This window comes from Hyphomicrobium sp., assembly GCF_035548195.1.
In the GTDB taxonomy this organism is placed as follows: domain Bacteria; phylum Pseudomonadota; class Alphaproteobacteria; order Rhizobiales; family Hyphomicrobiaceae; genus Hyphomicrobium_B.
Window position 1 is genome coordinate 244,504 of sequence record NZ_DASZTY010000022.1, and the last position, 23,294, is coordinate 267,797.

Here is a 23,294-nt window from a genome sequence, read left to right on the forward strand (position 1 = left end):
GATGATCGTTCCTGTCTCGGCATAAGAGCCCAGGATGGACATCCGGCAGCTTCAGTATCTGGTTGCGCTGGCGCGGGAAAAGCATTTCACGCGGGCGGCTAATGCTTGTCATGTGACGCAGCCGACGCTTTCAGGGCGCATCCGGCAGCTTGAGCTTGAACTTGGAGTGCCAATCGTTGAGAGGGGACAGAGGTATCAGGGCCTGACGCAGGAAGGAGAGCGCGTCCTCAAGTGGGCACAGCTCATCCTCAACAACTGGGCCTCGATGCACCAGGAGCTGGCCCATCTGGCGACCAGCGATTTCGGTCTGACGGGACGCCTAGCGCTTGGGGCCATTCCATCTGCCTTGCCGATGATCCCTTACCTCACCCGCAGCGTGCGAAAGCTGCATCCGCATATCGATTTTACCGTTATGTCTTTGAGTTCCGAGGAGATTTTGCGCGGACTCGAGGATTATTCGCTCGATGCTGGTATCAGCTATCTCGATAACGAGCCGATCAACGGATTAATGGCGACGCCGCTCTATACTGAGCGCTATTGCCTGTTCGTACCCATTGTCCATCCGCTGGCCGGCCAAGAGTCGGTGACGTGGCACGAGGCGTCGAAACTGCCCCTGGGCCTGCCGACATCCAACATGCAAAACCGGAGAATCATCGATCACGCTTTTAGGATGGCTAACAGGCGTCCCGAACCCGCCTTGGAGACGAATTCGGTCGTCAATCTCTATGCTAACGTCAAATTGATGGGACTGCCGAGCATTATGCCAGAGTATATCGTCGACATTTTCGGGGCGGACCCGGATTTGCTTGCCCTGCCACTCCGGGAGCCCGATGTCGGCCACAGCGTAGGCTTAATAACGCCGGATCGCGACCCTGTAGCCCCCCTTGTGAGGGCGTTTCGCGAGGCCGCCGCGACATTTTCAACGAAGGGATCAGGCTCGGAATTCGTCAAAAGGTCGACAACTGCTTAAACTATGGGCAGTTCATTAGTTTCCGCAATGCAGCATAGATGGCGTCGATGGTCGGATCGGAGATACCGATTTGATAAGGCGGGCGAAATAAAACACTAGAAAATACGCGGCAAAGTGCGCATCTAAATAAAGAAATTGGCCAAGAATTGCCGCGAGCAATCCTAGGGAAAACGCCACCAATGGCGAAGAAAGTTGGTAAAGGACGACGGGCAGCCCAAGCGGACGAAGTGCGGCCATCAACGCCCGCTCAAGTCGCGGCTCTCGCCGTCTGTGCGCGTCATGGAAATCGGCCGGACGAACTCCTGGAAATTTTCCATGAGCTGCAGCACGAGCTTGGCTACGTGCCGGAGGACACACTCCCCGTCATAGCCCGTGCGCTCAATCGTTCGCGCGCCGAGGTTTATGGCGTGATTTCGTTCTATCACGATTTCAAGCGCCACCCGGTCGGCAAACATATCGTCAAGATTTGCCGGGCCGAAGCTTGCCAATCTATGGGAACCGACGCGCTTTGCCAGCACGCGGAAAAATCCTTGAAGACGCCGCTTGGCGGCACCACGGCCGACGGTGCCGTCACCATCGAGCAGGTTTTCTGTCTTGGCAATTGTGCTCTGTCTCCGGCAGTCATGGTGGGCGAAAAGCTCTACGGAAAAGTCGACGCCAAGCGCTTTGATGAGATCATTGCGGGTCTCGAAAAGGAGGCCGCGGAATGATTCGAGTTTTCGTCCCAAGAGATGCTGCAGCCCTTTCCGTCGGCGCCGACGAAGTCGCTGCCGCGATCGCCAATGAAGCAAAGGCCCGCAATCTCGATATTCAGATCGTGCGCAATGGTTCGCGCGGCATGCTTTATCTGGAGCCCCTCGTCGAAGTTGAAATGCCAAAGGGCCGTATTGCCTATGGTCCCGTCTCGCCCAGCGATGTTGCCGGCCTCTTCAGTGCCGGATTTCTCGAAGGCAAGCCGCACGAACTCGGTCATGGGCTTACGGAGGAGATCCCGTATTTCAAGAACCAGGAACGCCTGACGTTTGCTCGCTGCGGCATCACCGATCCGCTTTCAATCGACGACTATCGCAAGTACGGCGGCTTCGAAGGCCTGAAAAAGGCCCTCGCGATGAAGCCTATCGATATCGTAACCGAGGTCACGACGTCCGGTCTTCGCGGCCGAGGCGGAGCGGGCTTTCCGACCGGGATAAAGTGGAAAACCGTTCACGATCTGAAAGACGAGCAGAAGTACGTCGCTTGCAACGCAGACGAAGGCGACAGCGGCACGTTTGCGGATCGCATGCTGATGGAAGGCGATCCTTATTGCCTGATCGAGGGCATGACGATTGCAGCCCTCGCGGGTGGCGCAACGAAGGGTTACATCTACGTTCGCTCGGAATACCCGCACTCGGTGCACGTGCTACGAGAAGCAATCGAGATCGCACGCAAGGCCAATTGGCTCGGCGATAATATCCAAGGCTCGGGTCATTCTTTCGATCTCTTCGTACGCATGGGTGCGGGCGCCTACATCTGCGGCGAAGAAACTTCGATGCTCGAAAGCATCGAAGGTAAACGCGGCCTTGTGCGTTATAAGCCGCCAATCCCCGCGATTGAAGGCTTGTTCGGCAAACCGACGATCATCAACAACGTGATGAGCTTCGCCGCTGTGCCGATCATCATCGCCAAGGGCGGCGAGTTCTACCGCGACTACGGTGTTGGCCGGTCGCGCGGCACGCTCGCGTTTCAGCTTGCCGGAAACATCAAGCGCGGCGGCCTCGTCGAAAAAGCGTTCGGCGTCACGACACGGCAGCTGCTCGAAGATTGGGGCGGCGGCACGGCTACGGGCCGGCCGGCGCGCGCGATCCAGATCGGCGGTCCTCTCGGCGCCTATATTCCGGAATCCAAGTTCGACGTGCCGATGGACTACGAAGAGTTTGCGAAAGTCGAGGCGATGGTGGGGCACGGCGGCCTTGTCGTTTTCGACGACACGGTCGACATGGCTAAACAAGCGCGCTTTGCGATGGAATTCTGCGCGATCGAAAGTTGCGGCAAGTGCACGCCATGCCGCATCGGTGCCGTTCGCGGCGTCGAAGTGATCGATAAGATCATCGCGGACGTCGATCGTGACGAGAACATCGCGCTTTTGGAAGACCTGTGCGTAACGATGGCCGACGGCTCGCTGTGCGCAATGGGCGGGTTGACGCCCTTTCCTGTCATGAGCGCGCTTAAAGGCTTCTCCGATGATTTTCACAAACCAGCGCCGAACAAATACCTAGCTGACGCAGCGGAATAGATTTCAGGATCAGACGACCTCAACGAGGACGGATTATGAACCAGCATGTTAAGCCGATGACACTCATCAAAGAGACGGACTACGGCACCAAGACCCCGGAGATTCACGAAGCGACCCAGATGGTCACGCTGGAGATCGATGGCCGCGAGGTCACCGTTCCCGAGGGAACGTCGATCATGAATGCGGCGATGCAGCTCGGCATTCAAATCCCCAAGCTTTGCGCAACAGACAGTCTCGATCCTTTCGGCTCTTGCCGCCTGTGCCTTTGTGAAATCGAAGGCCGCAGGGGTACGCCCGCGTCGTGCACGACGCCCGTCGCTCCAAACATCAAAGTCACGACTCAGAACGAGCGCCTCGCGAAGCTCCGCCGCGGCGTGATGGAGCTTTACATCTCCGACCATCCGCTCGACTGCCTTACTTGTTCTGCAAACGGCGATTGCGAACTTCAGGACATGGCCGGTGCCGTCGGCCTGCGCGAGGTGCGTTACGGCTACGATGGTGAAAACCATGTTTTCGCGAAAAGTGCGGACGGCACGCCGAACGACCGTTTCAAGCCGAAAGACGTTTCAAATCCGTATTTCCAGTTTGAACCATCGAAGTGCATTGTGTGTTCGCGGTGTGTCCGGGCCTGTGAAGAGGTTCAGGGAACCTTTGCCCTGACGATCGACGGCCGTGGCTTTGCCTCGCATGTTTCGGCAGGTATGGACGAGTCGTTCCTCGCCTCCGAGTGCGTATCCTGCGGCGCTTGCGTCCAAGCCTGCCCGACGGCGACACTGATTGAAAAATCGGTCGTCGATTTGGGTCAGCCGGAACACTCGATTATTACCACCTGCGCTTACTGCGGCGTCGGCTGCTCGTTTAAGGCAGATATGCGCGGCGAAGAAATCGTCCGGATGGTGCCGTATAAGGACGGCGGTGCAAACGAAGGCCATTCTTGCGTAAAGGGCCGTTTCGCATTCAGCTACGCGACCCATAAGGATCGCATGCTGTCACCGATGATCCGCGAGAAGATCACCGATCCCTGGCAAGTCGTCACGTTCGATGAAGCCATCAACTTCGCGGCCAAGCGCTTCAAGGAAACGCAACAGAAATACGGCCGCCGGTCGATCGGCGCGGTTACATCCTCGCGCACGACTCTGGAAGAGATCTACTCAGTTCAGAAGCTTGTACGCGCCGCTTTTAACAACAACAATGTCGATACCTGCGCACGCGTTTGCCATTCTCCGACTGGCTTCGGCCTCAAAGTGACGTTTGGTGAAGCGGCCGGCACGCAGGATTTCAAGAGCGTCGATAAGACCGACGTTATACTGGTTATCGGTGCCAATCCTACGGATGCGCATCCCGTATTCGGCTCGCGCATGAAGAAGCGGATTCGCGAGGGGGCGAAGCTGATCGTCATCGATCCTCGCCGCATCGATCTCGTCGACTCGCCTCATGTGAAGTCGGATTACCATTTGCAGCTGATGCCTTCGACAAACGTTGCTGTTGTCAACGCTCTCTGCCATGTGATCGCGACCGAGAACCTCATCGACAGGAAGTTCGTCAAGCGCCGCTGTGAGCCGGCCGACTTCTACCGGTGGGAAGAGTTCATCAAGCAACCTGAACATTCTCCGGAGGCTGTCGAGCCTATCACGGGCGTTCCGGCGCAGATGGTGCGCGAAGCCGCTCGCCTGTACGCGACGGGCGGCAATGCCGCGATCTATTACGGCCTCGGCGTCACCGAGCATACACAGGGCTCGACAACGGTCATGGCGTTGGCCAACCTCGCAATGGCGACCGGCAACATCGGGCGCGAAGGCGTCGGCGTGAATCCGCTGCGCGGCCAGAACAACGTGCAGGGCTCCTCCGATATGGGCTCGGCGCCGCATGAGTATCCCGGCTATCGCCATGTCTCCAATAAGGAGGCGCGCGAGCTTTATGAAAAGGAATGGAACGTCAAGCTCGACGATGAACCGGGGCTGCGCATTCCGAATATGTTCGATGCTGCGGTCGACGGAACGTATCGCGGGATGTTCATTCATGGCGAGGACATCGCTCAGTCAGATCCCGACACGCATCATGTCGAAGCGGCCCTGAGAGCGATGGACGTTGTCGTCGTGCAGGACCTCTTTCTGAACGAGACGGCTGCTTTCGCGCACGTCTTCCTGCCGGGAACGTCGTTCCTCGAAAAGGACGGCACCTTCGTGAACGCCGAGCGCAGGGTCAATCGCGTGCGCAAGGTGATCCGCGAGAAGCAGGGCATGCCGGAATGGGAAATTGTCAGCCGGTTGGCCACGGCAATGGGCTTCCCGATGCACTATGGCTCGGCGTCGGAAGTCATGGACGAGATCGCCAGAACCACGCCGCCGTTCGAAGGCATCTCATATGAGCGTCTCGACGAACTCGGCTCGATACAATGGCCGTGCAATGAAAAGCATCCGACAGGCACGCCCATCATGCACACCGAGGAATTCGTGCGTGGCAAAGGCCGGTTCATGTTGACAGCGTTCATGGCGACGGACGAGCGCGCGAGCAACAACTTCCCGCTCATCCTCACAACGGGCCGCATCCTGTCGCAGTATAACGTCGGCGCGCAAACACGGCGCACCGACAACAATGCTTGGCATGACGAGGACATTCTCGAGATACATCCTTACGACGCGGAAGTGCGCGGCCTCAAGGACGGTCAGATTGTGTCTCTCACGAGCCGTGCGGGCGCAACGACAATCCGGTTGAGGATTTCCGATCGCATGCCGCAGGGCGTCGTCTACACCACGTTCCATCATCCTGGGACAGGCGCCAACCTCATCACGACCAGCAATTCGGATTGGGCGACGAACTGCCCGGAATACAAGGTAACGGCGGTCCAAGTGACCCCGTCGAACCAACCGTCCGATTGGCAAGCCGAGTGGAATACGCGCAATATCGAGAACAAGCGTATTGCCACGGACAAGAAGCTGGAGCCGGCAGAATAATCTGCCGGACTCGGCCCGGAGTAGCTTTCAGTGGATACCGTGACGATGGCGCCTGAGGGTGGGAAGGAATTCTGCTCCCAGGCAGCGGTCGGCGAGATGCGTGATGCCGGCGTTGCTGAACAGGTTACGTGGCAGCTTCCCGAGGAAACGCCGATCGCTCTCCAAATCAATTCCGAGCCTTATACTGTGATGATGGCGACGCCGGCGGATCTCCGGGACTTCGCATTCGGCTTTCTTATCGGCGAAGGCATTGTCAAGAATCCCAAAGAGATCCGTGGCGTGCTCGTAATGCCGAGCGAGGAAGGCACTACGGTCGATGTCGCGGTGCCCGAAACTGCGCTTGAAACATCGCGGTTGGCACGGCGCTCCATCGAAGGACGTACGGGATGCGGGCTGTGCGGAATAGAGGACATCTCGTCAGCAGTCCGCCCGCTGCCGAAGCTCAAGCGCACATGGTCTCCAACGCCGGAGGCAATCGAACGCGCGGTTGCGAATCTCAACAGACATCAGCCGATGAACCGTTTCAACCGATCGGTGCACGGCGCGGCGTGGGTTTCGAAGTTGGGCGAAATTCAACTCGTCCGTGAGGACGTCGGGCGCCATAACGCACTCGACAAATTGATCGGCGCGTTGATGCGCGACGATCTCGATGTCCGCGACGGCTTCGTTTTAATGACGAGCCGCTGTAGCTTCGAACTCGTGCAGAAAACGGTGACTGCGGGGATTGGCGGCCTCGTTACCGTTTCGGCTCCTACTGCTCTTGCGCTCGAACTGGCCAGGAAATCGAATCTATTTCTGGCGGCGCTGGCAAAGGGCAAACCCGTTATCTTCAACCCCTGACGCAGATTTGTGCTGCATGCTAACCCGGTCCGATAGGTAGATGGAAAAATCAGTTCTCATTCAGATGGCCAACCAGATCACGGCGTTCTGGTCTCCGTATCCCAAAGGGGAGGCCCTCGAAAGCATAGCCAAGCACATCCACAATTCGTGGGAGCCGAGGATGCGCGATCAGATGAAAGCGATCATCGACGATGGCGGACAAGGTCTCTCACCGCTCTTCCTGGAAGCCATGGCGGACTACTTCAAAGGGCCGAAGACGCCTCAGAAAGCGGCGCCCATAATCAAGAGCGCGGCCAAAGCGCCATCTTCGGGCTGAGGTGCCCGGGGACCAATGTCCTGCGATTATCGTTCAGACAGATAAGGCGGTGTTTTGCACCGCCTTTCTTTATTGCCGCACGCGGACGATTTAGGCTGCGGCGGCTTTATTCGAAGCGAGCACCTGATCCTTTAACCGGCCAGAGACTTCGGCCAGGTGATCGAAGCTAAACGTGAACGAGGCCACGCCCGCCGTCGCGGACCTTAGATCGACGATCAGGTTGTCCATCTCGGCTTCAGGGATGTGCGCTTCGATGACATCCCATCCCGGCCAATCGGGCCGTGCATCGAATCCCAGGATCTGACCGCGACGCTGTGAGATAATGCCATTGATGCGCGCGTTGGCCTCCGACGGCACGGCGATCGATACAGCCATGATCGGCTCCAGAAGAACCGGATTGCATTTCGGCATGCCCTCCGTCATCGCGAGCCGCCCCGCCTGGCGGAATGCCATGTCGGAGGAATCGACCGTATGATAGGAGCCATCGGTCAACGTGACGGCGACATCGACGACAGGAAAGCCGAGCGGCCCCTCGGACAAGTAGTCACGGACGCCGATCTCGACCGACGGGATGAAATTGCGCGGAATAGCGCCGCCCGTAATGGTCTCGTTGAAAATGATGCCGCCGCTGCGTGGCAGCGGCTTGATGTCAAGCTTGACGTCTCCAAACTGCCCGTGGCCGCCGGATTGCTTCTTGTGCCGCGCGTGAACGGATGTGCCCGAGCGGATTGTCTCCTTGTAGCCGACTCGACGCTTCTCACGCAGAACCTCAATACCGTATTTCCGCATCAGCCGTTCGAGTGCGACACGCAGGTGCATCTCGCCCTGACCGTGCAGGAGGATCTGATGCATATCCGCGTTATGTTCGAGCGTGAGAGAGGGATCTTCATCGACAAGCTTCGCGGCTGCCGATGACAGCTTCACCTCGTCTTTACGATCCTTGAGACCGAGACCGATTGCGAGAACCGACTGCGGCGGCTTCGGCACAGCGATCTGCGTGACGGCGGCCTTGCCGACTGCAATCGTTTCGCCTGAATGAATGGCATCCAGACGGCCCAGCGCGACGGTATCGCCCGCCTTTGCACCTCCGCATTTGGTGGTTTCTTCGCCGCGGAGCGAAAATATCCCTGCAATGCGGGATTCCTGTCCTTGTCCTCCCGTGATCGTCGCATTGTCCGGAATTTCTCCAGCGAGCACACGCGCATAGGAGAGCTTGCCGCCGGACTTGGTGTGAACACTTTTGAAAACGTATGCTGCGGACTTCACATTCTCTAGCTTGTGGCGGCGCGCGGTGTCCTCGACGAATGGGCATTCATGCCGGAGCGCCTTCAGCAGACGCATGATCCCGTGCCCCTGTTCGGCCGAACCGAGCAACACCGGACAGATCAAGCCGTCCTTCAATTCTTTTGCGAGGTCGTCGAAGACGCGATCGTTCGGCGGCGGGATATCTGCGAGCAATTGCTCCATCAGTTCGTCGTCATAGTCCGCGAGCTTTTCGAGCATCTGGAAGCGCGCGTCCTTCTCGCGGGCCGCAATGGCGGACGGCAACTCCACGATCTTGCTTTCAGCATGCTCGCGATAAACGTAGGCGCGCTCGGAGGCGAGATCAACGAAACCCGTCGCAATTCCGTTTTCCCAGATTGGAATCTGTCGCAGGACGAGCGGCTTCGTGCTCGCGGGCTGCAGGCTCGGAATGATATCCCTGACTGGCGTTTGCGATGCGTCGATCTTGTTCAGGAACAGGAGATGCGGGACGCTGGCGTCTTCGAGCTGCTTAAGAATCACTTGCAAAGCTGCCACGCGCTTGGGGTCGGCTTCGCATACGACGACCGCCATATCGCAGGCCGGAAGCGCGAGCGTGCCTTCGTAGGCGAATTCGACGGAGCCGGGGCAATCGATGAATGTAAATTTATCGTCGAGGAAGGTCGCGTCCGCAACGTTCACGCCAACGCTCATTGCGTGCTCACGCGCTTCCGGCGTGTTGTCGCCCACGGTCGATTTGGATGCAATGGAACCGGCGCGCGATATCGTGGCTGTCCGGGCGAGGATGGCTTCTAGAAGTGTGGTCTTGCCGCTTGCGAAGGGTCCGATCAGCGCAACGCAACGTGCGCTGCGGACCCCACCTCTGCCTCCTTGAGCGCCATTTCTGCCCTTTTTCGGGCCATCTGAGCTTGTCATGACTGCCTCCGGTTTTGCGAGGCGCGCACCCACGCTCGGGCCGCACCCCGCACCTCGGAAAGGCGCGGCACGACGATGCTCGCTCCAAAAATGATGCGGAACAACGAATTTCGCCGCACAGTTTCGTGAAAGTTTTATATTGCGATGCAGAATATCGCGGCGACGATCGAGGTCGGGTTACCGCGACGCCGAAACGATTTCAGCCAGAAACGGCTTTCGATTGTCTCGGAATGTAAAAATCGCTTGAATAACTTTAAACTTGCCGCATCATGAACCAGTCCGTGTTTGGCGCGTATTAAGGGGCACAAGCGCAAGATCCGGAGCGAGCCGGAGGGATTTGGCTCAGAATGCGAGGCTGGGTTATGAGTATCGAGTCACTAATGTCCGCGGCGAACGCTGCCGGGTATGTGATGGCGGTGGAAGATCAGCTCCCCGACACGTTCGGCGCCGAGCCAATGATCTTCGAATTCAAGTCGCAGCCAACAACGGCGATTGCGATTTGGCGGCCGGTCGTACCCGATATCGACGGTAAGCCCCTGACCGGACATATTGCGCATGCCTGGGAATGGTTCACCGGCTACTTCGCAAGTAGCGGTAGCGCGACGGCCTAGCGCTGTACGTCCAAGACTGCCGAACGCAAAGCGCGCGAGACGTTTCGCGCGCTTTTTGATTTGATAATTCGCCTTACGACAAATTTCCGCAGAAGCGCTGAATTCGCGTGCATGCGTCCTTGAGCGCTTCGGTGGAGGCCGCATAAGAAACGCGAAACGAAGGCGATCCTTCGAAAGCTGCGCCGTGTACAACAGCCACGCCTTCCTCTTCAAGCAGCGACGTCACAAAGGCTTCGTCATTGACAATCTTTGCTCCGGTCTTGCTCGTCTTCCCGATCAAGGCCCTTATGCTGGGATAGACGTAAAATGCGCCCTGAGGCTTCGGACATTGCAGCCCTTTCGCCTGATTGAGCATGCTGACAACGAGGTCGCGACGCTCGACGAAGATCTTGTTGTGTTTCGCAATAAAATCCTGGGGGCCGGTCAGGGCTTCGACTCCCGCCCACTGGACGATCGAGGACGGATTTGAGGTCGATTGCGATTGCAATTTCCGCATCGCGTTGATCAGCTTCTCCGGCCCGGCCGCATATCCGAGCCGCCAGCCGGTCATGCAATAGGCTTTCGAAAGCCCGTTCATCGTGAGCGTGCGATCGTAAAGGCGCGGCTCGACAGCGGCGGGCGTTGCGAACTGCAATCCGTCATAGAGCAAATGCTCGTACATATCGTCCGTCAGAATCCAGACATGCTCGTGCTTGAGTAGAACGTCTGTCAACGCCTTGATATCAGCGGCCGAATAGGCCGTGCCCGTCGGGTTCGACGGCGAATTGAAGATGAACCACTTGGTCTTCGGCGTTATCGCCTTTTCGAGCGCCTCTGGATTTAGCTTGTAGCCATCTTCGAGCGTCGTCGGCGCGAAAACCGGCTTACCACCACCAAGAAGCACAATGTCGGCATACGACACCCAGCACGGCGCGGGCATCACGACTTCGTCACCCGGATTGAGCGTTGCAAGCAGGGCGTTGTAGAGCACCTGCTTTCCGCCCGTGCCGACCGAGATCTGGCTCAGCTTGTAATCGAGGGCGTTGTCGCGCTTGAATTTTGCGGCGATTGCGGCCTTTAATTCCGGGATGCCGTCGACGTCGGTATATTTCGTCTTTCCCGCATCGATGGCGCGTTTTGCAGCATCCTTGATGTTCTGCGGGGTATCGAAGTCCGGCTCTCCGGCCGACAGCGAGACGATATCCCGCCCTTGCGCCCTGAGTTGCCGCGCTTTCGTTGAAACAGCGATGGTGGCTGATGGCTGGATACGATTCAGACTGTCGGCAATAAAGCCCATGTCGCGCCCGTCTTACCTGGGGAAACCGCTGGATTATTTCGCGCTTGCGAAGGAAACGGCGCGGACCCTAATTCCAATGTTTACCGACCGCAAGCCGACGTTTTGCCAATGCCGGGGCTCTTCAAAAGCATAGGTGGCTATTGTGATGCTGCCGCGCAACTAAACCCCAAGAAGTGATCTTCTCAACGCAATTGTACAGCCTACGCCACATTCCGGACCCAAGCGCGCCCAGAACCAACGGTCAACTTTCCCTTAACGCGTCATTATTAGCAATCGGTTGCGAGCGGGAGAATGAAACACATGCTTGGCCGCGGACCAGCCAGACGACCGTCAAGGGCCAGACGCCATGCAGCATAAACGCCGATATCTCCTTCTTCGCCCGCTGATCGATGCTGTTGGCGGGGGACTCGTCTTTATTGTTTTGACTGCGGTCATGACGAGCGCTCCCGTCCGCGCCTGTCCGTTTTCGGCTGCACTTGCCAGCCTGGACCGAACGGCTAGCCCATCTGCATTGAAGGCCGTCGCCCAGTCCGGACCGCCGCCGATCATAGAAATCGCAACGACCAGCTCTGTTTGGGACCCAAACGCCGTTTTCCGGCGCACCAGCGATACTGCGGCGTGGAGCCTACTCGGCCTCTCGTTTTCGTTACTCGCCGCGCTGAATCTGGGTGTTTTCAGGCACTTACGAAGGACCTATGCTGTTCCTCGAGTGCGTAGCCAACCACGAAAATAGTGGTATCCTGGGTTTGCGGCGGCCTGAGCTATTGAATTGCCGCAATCTCAACTGTACGTCTGTCGGCGACTGAACCGTTTTCTCTCATACCGACTTATAACGATAGACGATATTTGGAGGTGCGGAGCATGGCGAGGCAACAGATGCGGTCATTCTGGCTCGGCCTCTCTGCGGGCGCGACGATGGTCGCGGTGGCGGCTGCTTCGTTCTTTGCCAGCAGTGAAACGGTCCTAAGATCGAGCTTTGCGACAGCTCTAACGCGCGCGGCTTCGCCTACGAAGCAAATTGCCTCGGCCGCTCCGATTTCTGGTTCCGAGGAATTCTGGCTGACGGCCATGCGCCGCGACGACAGCACCCCTGTTACGCGACCGATATCGGTCGGCGATCAAATCTCGCTGACGCTTAGCGGGCACCACCGCACATTCGAGGTTGCCAGCGTTTCGGACTTCGCTCCAAAGATCACCGAGATCGACACGTCGTCGGCTCCGGCACACTTCGTTCTCGTGACGGCGCGGGATACCAAGGATCCGTCTGCCCGTCCCGTGCGCTTCGTCATGGAGATCGACCGGGGCAATGCGCCGATTGTCGGCGGACGCGCCGGACGGACGCTCTGATCGGGACGAATGCTGTCAGTTTAAACGTGGAAGCGGGCTGGTTTCGCTACGCTCCTGGTACGCGAGCGGCTGGTGGCGATCGCCCCCCCGTGCCGATGCTGTGGCAAGGCGGTGCTGAGGCTCAAAAAGGCTCTACGCGATGGCCGCGCCGTTTTCTAATGTTCTGGAAAAGAAGCGCGCGCCTGTGACGAAAGCGCTATTCGCCGCTTACCAGGACAGGACCTTCTTGTCTTCGAAGAAGCCGCCGTTCGGGCCGCTCGATGGAAGCGTGGCGAGCCACACGGCCGTCTCGGCACCTTGTTCCGGCGAACGCGGCGCGTCAGGACCTCCCATATCGGTCCTAACCCAGCCCGGCGAGCAGGCGTTGATCTTCACGTCCTTTTTTGCCGCGTCGGCTTCGGCCGCCGCGATCGCGGTCAAGGCATTCAATGCCGATTTCGATACGCGATAAGCGGGGAAACCCGCGCTCATGCCGCTCAGTTGCCCGGCGCGTGAAGACACATTGACGATGCGGCCGTAGCCGCGATCGATCATCCCAGGCAGCAGGGTGCGAATGATCGCCATTGGCGCGAAGACATTCGTTTCCCACGTCCGCCGGAAGGTATCGTCGGTCAGTTCGCGAATGGTCGAAGAGAAGCCGCCAGGACCATCGATCATGATCGCGGCATTGTTGACCGCGATGTCTATCGGCCCGTGCCGACCTTCGATATCGCGTAATACGTTGGGAATGGATTTAGCGTCAGCAACGTCGAGGACGACCGGTTCTATGTCCAGGCCAAGTTTCCCGAATGCCGCTTTCGCAGCGTGTGCTTTTGCTTCCGAACGGACGCCCGCGAGTAAGAAAATACCTCGCGCAGCGAGCTGACGGGCGATCTCGAATCCGATTCCACGGTTGGCGCCGGTCACCAGCGCCGTCTTTCGGTCCAGAGCTCGGGCCATGCGCGACATCCTTCGGACAACATCGAATTCTGATTAATCACGCATCGCCCCGCAAAAGAAAGAACCCCGCCACGAGTGGCGGGGTTCCAAACTCGAAGCCAGAGCGTCTTACGACTTCTTGTGCTTCATCAGCTCTTTCTTGCAATGGGCGCGGAATTTCTTGCGCTCTTTGCCGTGCAGACCTTTGGCGTCGGCTTCCTTCGAGCACTGGATCGATTCCGGGGAATGGACAGCCATCTTGTTGGTCTTCGCTGGGTGAGCCGTATCCGCAAGCGCCATACCGCTGCCGACGACCATCATCGCAGCCGCCGCTGCCGCGACCGTTTTCAGTGAAATCATTGTCTGTGCTCCGTATATTTTGTTGCAACGTCAGTGGACCAACTTGGTTGCCCCGGCCCCGCTGGGCCGATACGGATGACGTGCACTGAGTTCGTATCGGCGAACGCTTGGCTATCATTAGGCTGAGTAGGGACGGAACTTACTCTTCCGTAAGGAGCTTGGTAAAATGCCCGTAAAAGGCCGCCGACCGCCACGAACGCCGAGCGCTTCTCAAGTCGATCGCGAGAGCGTGACACTGTGGCCCGGAAACAGCATTTATGGTCCCTGGATCCGTATCTATATTTAGCCCGTGTCGCCCCCGTCCAAATCATCGTCCGGTAGACCGCCGCGCCCGCGTCCTTCGCGGGGTAAGTCAGGCAAACCCGTCGCCCCGCCCGCCGAGACGGCAGCCGGGACACCGGGCTTTGCGGATTCGAGCGGCTACTTCGCGCCGGCGGATTTCGCTCCCAAGACGACGACGGCCGGGCTTCCGAGCCTCCCCGCACTGCGCCAATCCGGTCCTCGGCCGCCGATGGGCGGAGAAAGCCTGACGGATAGTCTGACGGCTCTTCTGACAAAACCGGGAGAGCGATCAGATCGCGCGAATGAAATTCTTTCTCGCCAGCCGTTGATGGCGTCGCATCCGATTGTTTCTGGCAGCATGCCGATGTTCATGCCGCATCGCCCCGAGCGGCCGGAGAAGAGCGAAGGCGGCATTCCGTTCAAGATCTCGTCGGACTACGAGCCGAAAGGCGATCAGCCTCAAGCCATCTCCGAACTCGTCGAGGGCGTGTCGAAGCATGAGCACAATCAGGTTCTGCTTGGCGTCACCGGCTCGGGCAAGACCTTTACAATGGCGCACGTCATCCAGCAGACCCAGCGCCCTGCCCTGATCCTGGCGCCGAACAAAACGCTTGCCGCGCAGCTCTACGGCGAGTTCAAGAGCTTCTTTCCGGACAATGCGGTCGAATATTTCGTTTCGTATTACGACTACTATCAGCCGGAAGCCTACGTGCCGCGCACGGACACGTACATCGAGAAAGAAGCGTCGATCAACGAACAGATCGACCGCATGCGGCACGCGGCAACGCGGGCTCTGCTTGAACGCGACGATGTCATCATCGTCGCTTCGGTATCGTGCATCTACGGCATTGGGTCGGTCGAAACGTATACGGCAATGACGTTCACCGTTCGCGCGGGCGAACAGCTCTCGCGCGACCAGTTGTTGGCCGATCTCGTGGCGCTTCACTATCGGCGGAACGACCAGAATTTCGTTCGCGGCACCTTTCGCGTGCGCGGCGATACCGTCGAAGTTTTTCCGGCCCACTTAGAGGATCGCGCGTGGCGCTTCTCGATGTTCGGCGACGAGATCGAATCGATCGTCGAGTTCGATCCGCTGACCGGCGCGAAGACCGACGAGCTAGCCCTGGTCAAGCTCTACGCCAACTCGCACTACGTAACGCCAAAACCGACGCTGCAGCAGGCGATCAAGTCGATCAAGATCGAACTGAAGCAGCGGCTCGACGAGTTGTACAGCGCCGGTAAGTTGCTCGAAGCCCAGCGCCTCGAACAGCGGACGACGTTCGACATGGAGATGATGGAAGCGACGGGGTCGTGCGCCGGCATCGAAAACTACTCACGCTATCTTACGGGACGGAATCCCGGCGATCCGCCACCGACGCTTTTCGAATATTTGCCGGATAATGCGCTGGTTTTCGCAGACGAAAGTCACGTCACCGTACCGCAAATCGGCGGCATGTTCCGAGGCGATTTCCGGCGCAAGGCCACGCTTGCCGAATACGGATTTCGTCTTCCTTCCTGCATGGACAATCGCCCGCTTCGTTTCGAGGAATGGGATGCAATGCGGCCGCAATCCGTCTTCGTCTCAGCGACTCCGGCGGGATGGGAACTCGAACAGACAGGTGGTGTCTTCGCCGAGCAGGTCATTCGGCCGACCGGGCTTGTCGATCCATTAGTCGAAGTCCGGCCCGCGAAAACGCAGGTCGACGATTTGCTCGATGAGGTCCGGCAAGTCACGCAGAAAGGCTACCGTACGTTGGTCACGGTGCTGACGAAGCGCATGGCCGAAGACCTTACGGAATACATGCACGAAAACGGCGTGCGCGTGCGCTACATGCATTCCGATATCGAGACGCTGGAGCGCATCGAGATAATTCGCGACCTGCGGCTTGGTGCATTCGACGTTCTGATTGGCATCAACCTGCTGCGCGAAGGACTCGATATTCCCGAGTGCGCGTTCGTCGCCATTCTCGATGCCGACAAGGAAGGTTTTCTCCGCTCGGAGACATCTCTGGTGCAGACGATCGGGCGCGCAGCGCGGAATGTCGACGGCAAGGTCATTCTTTATGCCGATCAAATGACCGGATCGATGGAACGCGCCATTGCCGAGACGAACCGGCGCCGCGAAAAGCAGCTTGCCTGGAACGAAGCCAACGGCATTACGCCGGAGAGCATCAAGCGGAACATCCACGACGTGCTCCAGTCGGTCTACGAACAGGACCACGTGACCGTCGATGCGGGTCTCGCCGATGGCGATGCGGTGCAATCGCTAGGGCACAATCTCCAGGCTGTCATCGCCGACATGGAACGCCGGATGAAGGAAGCTGCGGCGGATCTCGAATTCGAAACCGCCGCTCGCCTTCGCGATGAGATCAAGCGCTTAAGAGACACTGAGCTTGCGATTTCCGATGATCCGCTCGCGCGCCAGAGCGAAGTCGAAGACCGCGCCGGAAGCTTCAAGGGCGAGCGCAAATACGGCGCGACGGCAAACACGCCCCCTAAGGACAAGGGATCTTCGCGCGTTAAGACGGAATACGAGCCGGTTCAGCCGACGTACGCTCAGTCGACTTCTCGCTATGCGCCAAGTGACCCTCCTTCGTTGAGGCCGCCGCCGGGTGCCGGATCGAGGATCAAGAAGCCGTCGCTCGATGATATGGGGCCGGGCACAGACCGCCCCGTCCCGGCCCGCGCGCCGACGGTCGATAGCCGGGCCAAAGCAGGCGCCTACGGCGAAAAAATCGCTGGACCACACAAGCCGACGCTCGATGAAATGGGACCCCATGCGTTCCGTCCGGTGAAAAACAACGACGTGTCCTCGCGGATCACAATGCCGACACGCACGCGCGAGTTCGACGATCCGGCACAGAAGAAAGGGCGTCGCGGGCGCCCCAAAAAAACTGGCCGTCCGGGACAATAATTATTGCGTCAACGCACGTGTGCTTTGACGTTCAGGCCCGATCCGGTGTTTTACAAAGGTTGGCAATTTGAAGCGCGCTTGTCGCGGAACTCTCTCGAAATACGTCGGTTTCCGGTAGCGAACGCATTCGAGGAGAATGATGATGCCGAAAATAAAGAACGCGAAAATTCTCATTCTTGCGACCGACGGCTTCGAACAGTCCGAGCTCGAAGTGCCTCGCGAAAAGTTGAAAGCCGTCGCACAGCTCGTTCATGTTGCTGCACCGAAGGACCGGAAGCAGAAAGATTCGATTACCGGCTGGGAAAAACACGATTGGGGCAAGCCGGTTAAAGTCGATGTAGAATTGTCCGAGGTTTCGACGTCGCTTTACGATGCGCTCGTTCTTCCGGGCGGACAGATGAATCCGGATCTGCTCCGGGTCAATCCCGATGCCTTAAAGCTGATCAAATCTTTCCTGAGCGAAGGCAAGGTCGTCGCCGCCATCTGCCACGCGCCTTGGCTGCTGATCGAGACGAATGCCATCCGAGGGCGCCGAGCAACGTCGTATCATTCGATCAAGACCGATGTGATGAATGCCGGCGCGAACTGGGTCGACGAGCCCGTAGTTACCGATCAAGGTATTATCACCAGCCGAAATCCGGGCGATCTTGACGCGTTCGTTGCAAAGATCATCGAAGAGATCGAAGAAGGTCGACACGAACGGGCGGTGCTGGCTGCCTAGGATTTTATGATCGTTTCCGCGCGAGACGCCCACGGTCTTGCGGGACCGTGGGCGTCTCAAAATTTTTTTGATTTGTCAGTCGATCGGAGTTGAGGAGTTTGTGTGGTAGGTGATCATCAGCATCGCCATTAGGATTGCTGAAAATAGTCCTGCGAGCGCTCCCATAAACACCGTCGCCGTGTCGCCCTCGAAACTGAGATTGATGTCGTGCGCAGCTAAGCTCCCTGCAATCGATGCGATGGCAGCGTATATAACGACCAGCGAGGGAATCTTAGAATCGTCCGGTCCCCGGCCGGCGCCCAGGAAGACGACCCGATAACGCGCTATGCTCGCGGCGATCGTCGCGACAAAGCCTGAGATGATGGCGATGAGCCGAGGTTCAAGACCGGTGTTTTGAAGTATGATCGTGACGATGGCACCGATCGCTGCTGCCACCAGAATTAAAACAATAAGTCCAGCGGAGACCGTGCCGCCCGATTTGACTGCCATGCCTTCCTCCAACATCGATAAATGCAATATCCTTGGTATCCCGCGAGGCGCCTCGTGGGATCGCGCCGTCATTTAATGATTTCGGTGGAGTTAAGGCTAGTGGTCAAACGCAGATCAACCTGCGCGGGCTTGTTTCGGCGCGCTGTCGGATTTGTTTTCGAGGTTTCGCAGAATGAGTAATAGCGTGTAACGGACGGCTTCTTCGACGGTTGCCACCGTGCGGCCCGGTTCGTTCAGGTCTGCAAACGTCCAAATCAGCTCGCCATTCGGCGCGGCGCGCCAGCTACCGAAATAGCTCCGGCCCTTGTGCATGGTTACGCCCCGGCCCGACAAGCCTTCGCGAACACTAAAGCCGCACAAATCGATCTCGGGAATACCCGAGAGTTGCTGCAACAGCTCGCTGTCCGTTGTGGCGCAATTCATTGGGCCGTCGTGATCCGCGTAGAAAATTGACGTACAGCTGGTTCGGCTGCTTACCTGGGGAAATGGTATGTCGGGTTGGATTATAAAAGGCGCAGGAGGAACGCCAAACATGACAATCGGGGTCCTTTTATATCCGCACCGTTAAAGCCTCTTTAATATTCTTTTCGTCCAGGAAAAATTCCGGCCCGGCGCGCTTTCGAGATCGCCGCGATAGCCGTGGTGGGAGAGTTGCGCAGTGAGCTTCCTGTCGAAAACGTGCCGGAGTCTTGCGGGATGTGTGAGCGTGCTATCGAGCTGGTTGGGCAGCGCGCAGCCCGCCTCGGCCGTTGATCATCCCGATGGCGGTCCGAGCCGTATTTTGCTGATGCGTCACGCTGAAAAGACCGGCGATCCGGACGATATCAATCTGTCCGGTGCAGGAGAGAAGCGCGCCGAGCGGCTTGCGTCTTTCATCCCGGAGACATTTGGAAAGCCGGATTTCATTTTTGCGGCGGAACGTTCAAAACGTTCTATCCGCTCTATCGAAACGGTTGAGCCGCTTGCCGCCGCGACGGGGCTTAAGGTTCAACACGATGTCGAGGATAGAGATTTCGAAGATCTCATCAGCGAAATCTTTTCCAATCCCGACTATCGCGGAAAAACGATCGTTATTTGCTGGCACCACAAAAAGCTGCCGGATATCGCATCGCTTCTCGGTGCGCCTTCGGGCAGCTATCCAGATCCTTGGCCGGAAGACCTTTTCAATCTCATTCTCGATTTCAAGTACGACGCGCATTCGGATCGCCCGCCGGACGTCGCGAAAGTCATCGAGCCGTTTTGACGATGGTTCACGTTGCCGGAATCAACATTTTCTAAGGGTCGCTGCGAGTTCCCGGAATACCTCAGGGTTCTGCGGCATCACCTTCACCGACTGATTACACCCCTGACCTGCGACCGCCATATGGGCCGCAAAGAACTGGCCCGAGAGCTGCACGTCAAATCCCGTCGGCGTGACGATGCCTGCGACGGTCCCACCGATGTCGTTGATCTTGTCCTGCCAGGCGCCGGTCAATCGTTCTCCTTCGAGCGTCAGATCGGTCGCGGCATGAAGCTTGAAATTTGTTGCTCCATCTTCGCAGCGCAATGTCTGGCGCATGCCCGGTGCACCTCGCCGCGGGATGTAGGTCACAATGCATTTGAAATTCGATACCGGGCCGGAGTTCGGCGTCATCGTCGCCACGCCGACCCAGCGCCCCGCGAGGCCGGCGAGCGGATCAATCGGAGCGGCGGCCTCATTTTGGCTCGCGGCAAAGCAGCAAATAATCGCGACTACGAAATACGTGGCAACCCGACAAGGCCGGCGCATGACGATGAACTCCCTCACCAAGCTTCGCGGCGGCCGGCGGCCCCCCGTGCGCCTGCCCCCGTCTGTTCGATTTGAAAAATTCCGTGCCGAAGACCGCGCCCCGCCCCGTTCCGCGGCACAACCAGCACTGGCATGAAGTTGGTGTTTGATCGCGACTGTTTATAGGCCGCAGTGGGGAAACTCTTGGACCTTTGCCGTTCCTTAAAGCCGGAAATCCTGGCGAGAGAGGCACGCCCTAAGCACAGCCGCGAGCTAAAGCTTAAAGGTACAATCGTCACTATGGGCTAAGCGGTCTTCTCTTGCGGTCGTCGCCATCTCTCCCCATAAGCTCAGGCCGGGACAGCCCGGTTGCCGGCTGGCTGCAACGGTCGAAGGGGCGTTTTACTGTCGTTGAACGGCAACACTTTTTAGCCGCCGCGTCGCGTTCGTCCATATGGCTCGCAAAATCGCGAGCGACAGACAATAATGCGCTGCAATCTCTATTGCGCAGGGGGAGGAACGGTTTGGTGTTTCGCCATCAGCGGTTTTTTTTAGGTTTTCGGGCGCTCGCCGTCATTGCGGCGGGAGCAGCTTTTTCATCCATCGCTACGCCGGCCGCGAAGGCCGCCGACGGGCCGTTCCCCGGACTTATCGGAACATGGAGCGGCTCCGGCGTCGCGAAATTCGATGGCGGCAAGAAGGAGAGCCTTCGCTGCAAAGGCTACTACACCAACACAGGCGGACCGCACAGCCTCGGAATCTCGATCCGCTGCGCCAATGCTTCGGCCAAGGTCGAGCTTCGCGCTTCGCTGGTCGACGCCGGTGGCGCCGTCAGCGGCAGCTGGGAAGAGCGAACATATAATCAATCCGGCTCGGTAACGGGCCGAGCCACGGCAAACAGGCTGAAACTTTCCATCAGCGGCGGCATCACCGGATCGATGCTAGTCACCGTCAGCCATAACTCACATTCGGTTGCGGTGCTGACGAGCGGCCCGTCGCTGAAAGGCATCAATATTTCAATGACGCGCTAAGCCGAATTTCGTCGGCAGGAACGAGCTAAACAGAGGACCATACACGATGCGCTCGCGAGCACTTGCTACCGTTCCTGTCGTTGCGGCGGTCTTTGCCGCGACAGCCATGACCTCTGCCGATGCTTCGGGCATCCGCCGGCTTCGCTCGCATTACAAGCCCGGCGAAGTTGTCGTCGCGTACAGCCATTATGGAAACGGAAGCGTCACGGGCGTGGTGCGGCCGGGTCGATACGGCTGGCAAGTCCAATTGCCCGGCGGCGCATGGGTTGGTTGCCGACGCAGCTGCGAAGAGACGCTACGCGTTCAGACCGTCGATATCTTCGGCGATGGCGACAACACGCTTTCAAGTGGCGGCTACGGCACAATGACGCGCGAATGCGGCGTGCTCGGGTGTCTGCACTGGGAATACCCGTTCTAAGTATTTCGCCGCCGCGAACTCAAACCAGAAACGGATTTGTCTGGCGTTCCGGGCCGAACTGCCCCGGCGGGCCGTGTCCGCAAATGAAGGCGATGTCATCGCCCAGCGGGAGCAGCTTGGTTTTGATCGACGAAATGAGTGCTTCGTGATCGCCGTACGGAAAATCCGTCCGGCCGATCGAGCCACGAAACAGCACGTCGCCTACAAGGGCAAAGCGCTGAGTTGGATCGTAATACACGACCGATCCCGGTGAATGCCCGGGACAATGAAAGATCTGAAACTTATGACCGGCGACGGTTACACTGTCGCCTTCCTCCAACCATCGATCGGGTGTCACGTTGCGGACACCCGGCAGGCCGTACTGCTCACCCTGCTTTTCGAGGTTGTCGAGCAGAATGGCGTCGTTCTTATGGGGTCCTTCGATCTTGACCCCGAGCTGATCGCGCAGATCGGCGGCTCCTCCTGCGTGGTCGATGTGCCCATGGGTCAGCAGAATTTTCTCGATTGAAATTCCGGTTTCCTCGATCGCGCCGGTGATGCGATCAAGGTCGCCGCCAGGATCGACGACCGCGCCGATCTTCGTCGCCTCGTTCCAGATCAGCGTACAATTCTGCTCAAAAGGCGTCACGCGTATGATGGCGGCCTTGAGCGGCGCTTTCGGCGGCGCGCTCTCATTGCTCATGCTTCATTCCTTACTCAATCCGGCGGTCTTAGTTCATCTCGCGGCATACCGAAAGTGTTCCGAAAGCCGGCGGATTATTTCGCGCGCCCGCGGTTGCCCACAGCATTGTCTCGGAATGTGCAGTACCACCCGGCCCATTCGAGATCGAATCGGCATAACAACCGGTTAGCGGAAATATTTATCCCGCGATCCGAGGGCTATATCCACAATGACACGACGAGCGATGAAGCTGGCGCTGACGGCAGGCGCTGCAGTTTGGGCGGTCTCCATTCCGGCGCTCGCCAACGACTGGGAAGGACTTTCGCTCGGCGTTGGCGGCGGCTACGGCATGGCAGATAGCCGCGTGCACGATTCTGTATCGGCATTTGGAACGACGTTGAGCGAGACGAGCGACGGCGTACCCGCATCGGGGGGATTTTTCACGCTCAGTGCGGGCTATGACCATGCGCTCCTCGGCACGCTCGTCGTGGGTGGCTTCGTCGATTACGATTTCGCCGATCTTGGGTCAAAGTCCGCGTACGAGCTCGGCAATCAGCTCTCGGTTGGCGGACGCCTCGGATATCTGGTCGCGCCAACGACGCTCTTCTTTTCAACGTTCGGCTATGCGCATGCCGAATCAGCCGACATCAGCTCGTTCGGGTTTAGCGATCTGCATAGCAGTACCGGAAGTTTCGACGGATATTTCGTCGGGGGCGGCGTCGAAACGCTGATCGGCGGCGGCTTTAGTGTCAAAGCAGAGTACCGCTACACGTCTTTGCAATCGGAGGGTGTCACAACCGGGTTCGACCCTATCGGCTCGCTGACGACGACACTTAGGCCGCAAATACAGACGGCGCGCCTGTCGCTGAACTACCGCTTCGGCAACGGCAAGCATGAGCCGGTCGATAATTCCATTCCGCCGGTTACCAGTAGCTGGACAGCTCCGTACATGGGCGTCGGCGCTGGCGCCGGTACTGCCGACACGAAAG

22 protein-coding genes are annotated in these 23,294 nt (G+C 58.4%); 14 read left to right on the forward strand and 8 right to left on the reverse strand.

Features of this window, described 5'->3' with window-relative positions; translation table 11 throughout:
- The first annotated feature begins 34 nt into the window (after positions 1 to 34).
- The 6 genes from VHB22_RS08305 (at position 35) to VHB22_RS08330 (ending at position 7,352) form a co-directional block, all read left to right on the forward strand.
- Positions 35 to 970 (forward strand): LysR family transcriptional regulator, encoded by a 936-nt coding sequence (locus VHB22_RS08305; RefSeq protein WP_325456489.1) that lies wholly within the window; start codon positions 35 to 37, stop codon positions 968 to 970.
- 179 nt (positions 971 to 1,149) lie between these two features.
- Entirely contained in the window at positions 1,150 to 1,680 is a 531-nt protein-coding gene (locus VHB22_RS08310) for a formate dehydrogenase subunit gamma (protein ID WP_325456490.1), read from the forward strand.
- Entirely contained in the window at positions 1,677 to 3,242 is a 1,566-nt protein-coding gene (locus VHB22_RS08315) for an NADH-quinone oxidoreductase subunit NuoF (RefSeq protein WP_325456491.1), read from the forward strand. Before VHB22_RS08310 ends, VHB22_RS08315 begins: the two co-directional genes overlap by 4 nt.
- A gap of 56 nt (positions 3,243 to 3,298) precedes the next feature.
- Positions 3,299 to 6,196: a formate dehydrogenase subunit alpha gene (gene fdhF / locus VHB22_RS08320; RefSeq protein ID WP_325456519.1), complete on the forward strand. Its 2,898-nt coding sequence runs from the start codon at positions 3,299 to 3,301 to the stop codon at positions 6,194 to 6,196.
- 30 nt (positions 6,197 to 6,226) lie between these two features.
- On the forward strand, positions 6,227 to 7,036 hold the full coding sequence (gene fdhD, locus VHB22_RS08325) for a formate dehydrogenase accessory sulfurtransferase FdhD (protein WP_325456492.1): 810 nt from the start codon (positions 6,227 to 6,229) through the stop codon (positions 7,034 to 7,036).
- 40 nt (positions 7,037 to 7,076) lie between these two features.
- Positions 7,077 to 7,352, forward strand: a complete 276-nt coding sequence (locus VHB22_RS08330) for a formate dehydrogenase subunit delta (protein ID WP_325456493.1) — start codon at positions 7,077 to 7,079, stop codon at positions 7,350 to 7,352.
- 90 nt (positions 7,353 to 7,442) lie between these two features.
- Here VHB22_RS08330 and VHB22_RS08335 read toward each other — a convergent pair whose 3' ends face one another.
- Positions 7,443 to 9,530, reverse strand: a complete 2,088-nt coding sequence (locus VHB22_RS08335) for an elongation factor G (RefSeq protein WP_325456494.1) — start codon at positions 9,528 to 9,530, stop codon at positions 7,443 to 7,445.
- A gap of 362 nt (positions 9,531 to 9,892) precedes the next feature.
- Between VHB22_RS08335 and VHB22_RS08340 the strand changes: the two genes are divergently transcribed.
- A complete protein-coding gene (locus VHB22_RS08340; protein ID WP_325456495.1) occupies positions 9,893 to 10,141 on the forward strand; it encodes a hypothetical protein in 249 nt (82 codons plus the stop codon).
- A 73-nt stretch (positions 10,142 to 10,214) separates the two neighbouring features.
- Here the strand turns inward: VHB22_RS08340 and VHB22_RS08345 are convergent, their stop codons facing one another.
- Complete coding sequence (locus VHB22_RS08345; RefSeq protein ID WP_325456496.1) at positions 10,215 to 11,417, reverse strand: pyridoxal phosphate-dependent aminotransferase; 1,203 nt, start codon at positions 11,415 to 11,417, stop codon at positions 10,215 to 10,217.
- An 861-nt stretch (positions 11,418 to 12,278) separates the two neighbouring features.
- Between VHB22_RS08345 and VHB22_RS08350 the strand changes: the two genes are divergently transcribed.
- Entirely contained in the window at positions 12,279 to 12,764 is a 486-nt protein-coding gene (locus tag VHB22_RS08350) for a hypothetical protein (RefSeq protein WP_325456497.1), read from the forward strand.
- Positions 12,765 to 12,971: 207 nt separating this feature from the next.
- Here VHB22_RS08350 and VHB22_RS08355 read toward each other — a convergent pair whose 3' ends face one another.
- Both VHB22_RS08355 and VHB22_RS08360 read right to left on the reverse strand, forming a co-directional pair.
- Positions 12,972 to 13,703 (reverse strand): SDR family NAD(P)-dependent oxidoreductase, encoded by a 732-nt coding sequence (locus tag VHB22_RS08355; RefSeq protein ID WP_325456498.1) that lies wholly within the window; start codon positions 13,701 to 13,703, stop codon positions 12,972 to 12,974.
- 108 nt (positions 13,704 to 13,811) lie between these two features.
- Positions 13,812 to 14,042: a PsiF family protein gene (locus VHB22_RS08360; RefSeq protein WP_325456499.1), complete on the reverse strand. Its 231-nt coding sequence runs from the start codon at positions 14,040 to 14,042 to the stop codon at positions 13,812 to 13,814.
- 289 nt (positions 14,043 to 14,331) lie between these two features.
- Here VHB22_RS08360 and uvrB point away from each other — a divergent pair, with 289 nt between their 5' ends.
- Both uvrB and VHB22_RS08370 read left to right on the forward strand, forming a co-directional pair.
- On the forward strand, positions 14,332 to 17,238 hold the full coding sequence (uvrB, locus tag VHB22_RS08365) for an excinuclease ABC subunit UvrB (protein WP_325456500.1): 2,907 nt from the start codon (positions 14,332 to 14,334) through the stop codon (positions 17,236 to 17,238).
- A gap of 142 nt (positions 17,239 to 17,380) precedes the next feature.
- Positions 17,381 to 17,959, forward strand: coding sequence for a type 1 glutamine amidotransferase domain-containing protein (locus tag VHB22_RS08370; RefSeq protein ID WP_325456501.1), 579 nt, complete (start codon positions 17,381 to 17,383; stop codon positions 17,957 to 17,959).
- Between the two features lie 75 nt (positions 17,960 to 18,034).
- On the opposite strand, the gene VHB22_RS08375 is transcribed toward VHB22_RS08370, so the two are convergent.
- Both VHB22_RS08375 and VHB22_RS08380 read right to left on the reverse strand, forming a co-directional pair.
- Entirely contained in the window at positions 18,035 to 18,448 is a 414-nt protein-coding gene (locus VHB22_RS08375; RefSeq protein WP_325456502.1) for a hypothetical protein, read from the reverse strand.
- Positions 18,449 to 18,562: 114 nt separating this feature from the next.
- A complete protein-coding gene (locus VHB22_RS08380; RefSeq protein WP_325456503.1) occupies positions 18,563 to 18,871 on the reverse strand; it encodes a hypothetical protein in 309 nt (102 codons plus the stop codon).
- 235 nt (positions 18,872 to 19,106) lie between these two features.
- Here VHB22_RS08380 and VHB22_RS08385 point away from each other — a divergent pair, with 235 nt between their 5' ends.
- On the forward strand, positions 19,107 to 19,691 hold the full coding sequence (locus VHB22_RS08385) for a histidine phosphatase family protein (protein WP_325456504.1): 585 nt from the start codon (positions 19,107 to 19,109) through the stop codon (positions 19,689 to 19,691).
- A gap of 21 nt (positions 19,692 to 19,712) precedes the next feature.
- Here the strand turns inward: VHB22_RS08385 and VHB22_RS08390 are convergent, their stop codons facing one another.
- Positions 19,713 to 20,216: a hypothetical protein gene (locus VHB22_RS08390; RefSeq protein ID WP_325456505.1), complete on the reverse strand. Its 504-nt coding sequence runs from the start codon at positions 20,214 to 20,216 to the stop codon at positions 19,713 to 19,715.
- 506 nt (positions 20,217 to 20,722) lie between these two features.
- On the opposite strand from VHB22_RS08390, the gene VHB22_RS08395 reads away from it, so the two are divergent.
- Positions 20,723 to 21,226, forward strand: coding sequence for a hypothetical protein (locus VHB22_RS08395; protein WP_325456506.1), 504 nt, complete (start codon positions 20,723 to 20,725; stop codon positions 21,224 to 21,226).
- A gap of 46 nt (positions 21,227 to 21,272) precedes the next feature.
- On the forward strand, positions 21,273 to 21,644 hold the full coding sequence (locus tag VHB22_RS08400; RefSeq protein WP_325456507.1) for a hypothetical protein: 372 nt from the start codon (positions 21,273 to 21,275) through the stop codon (positions 21,642 to 21,644).
- A gap of 19 nt (positions 21,645 to 21,663) precedes the next feature.
- Here VHB22_RS08400 and VHB22_RS08405 read toward each other — a convergent pair whose 3' ends face one another.
- Positions 21,664 to 22,326 (reverse strand): MBL fold metallo-hydrolase, encoded by a 663-nt coding sequence (locus VHB22_RS08405; RefSeq protein WP_325456508.1) that lies wholly within the window; start codon positions 22,324 to 22,326, stop codon positions 21,664 to 21,666.
- 208 nt (positions 22,327 to 22,534) lie between these two features.
- Here VHB22_RS08405 and VHB22_RS08410 point away from each other — a divergent pair.
- Positions 22,535 to 23,294 (forward strand): outer membrane protein (locus VHB22_RS08410; RefSeq protein ID WP_325456509.1); only part of this gene is annotated, 760 nt, incomplete at its 3' end.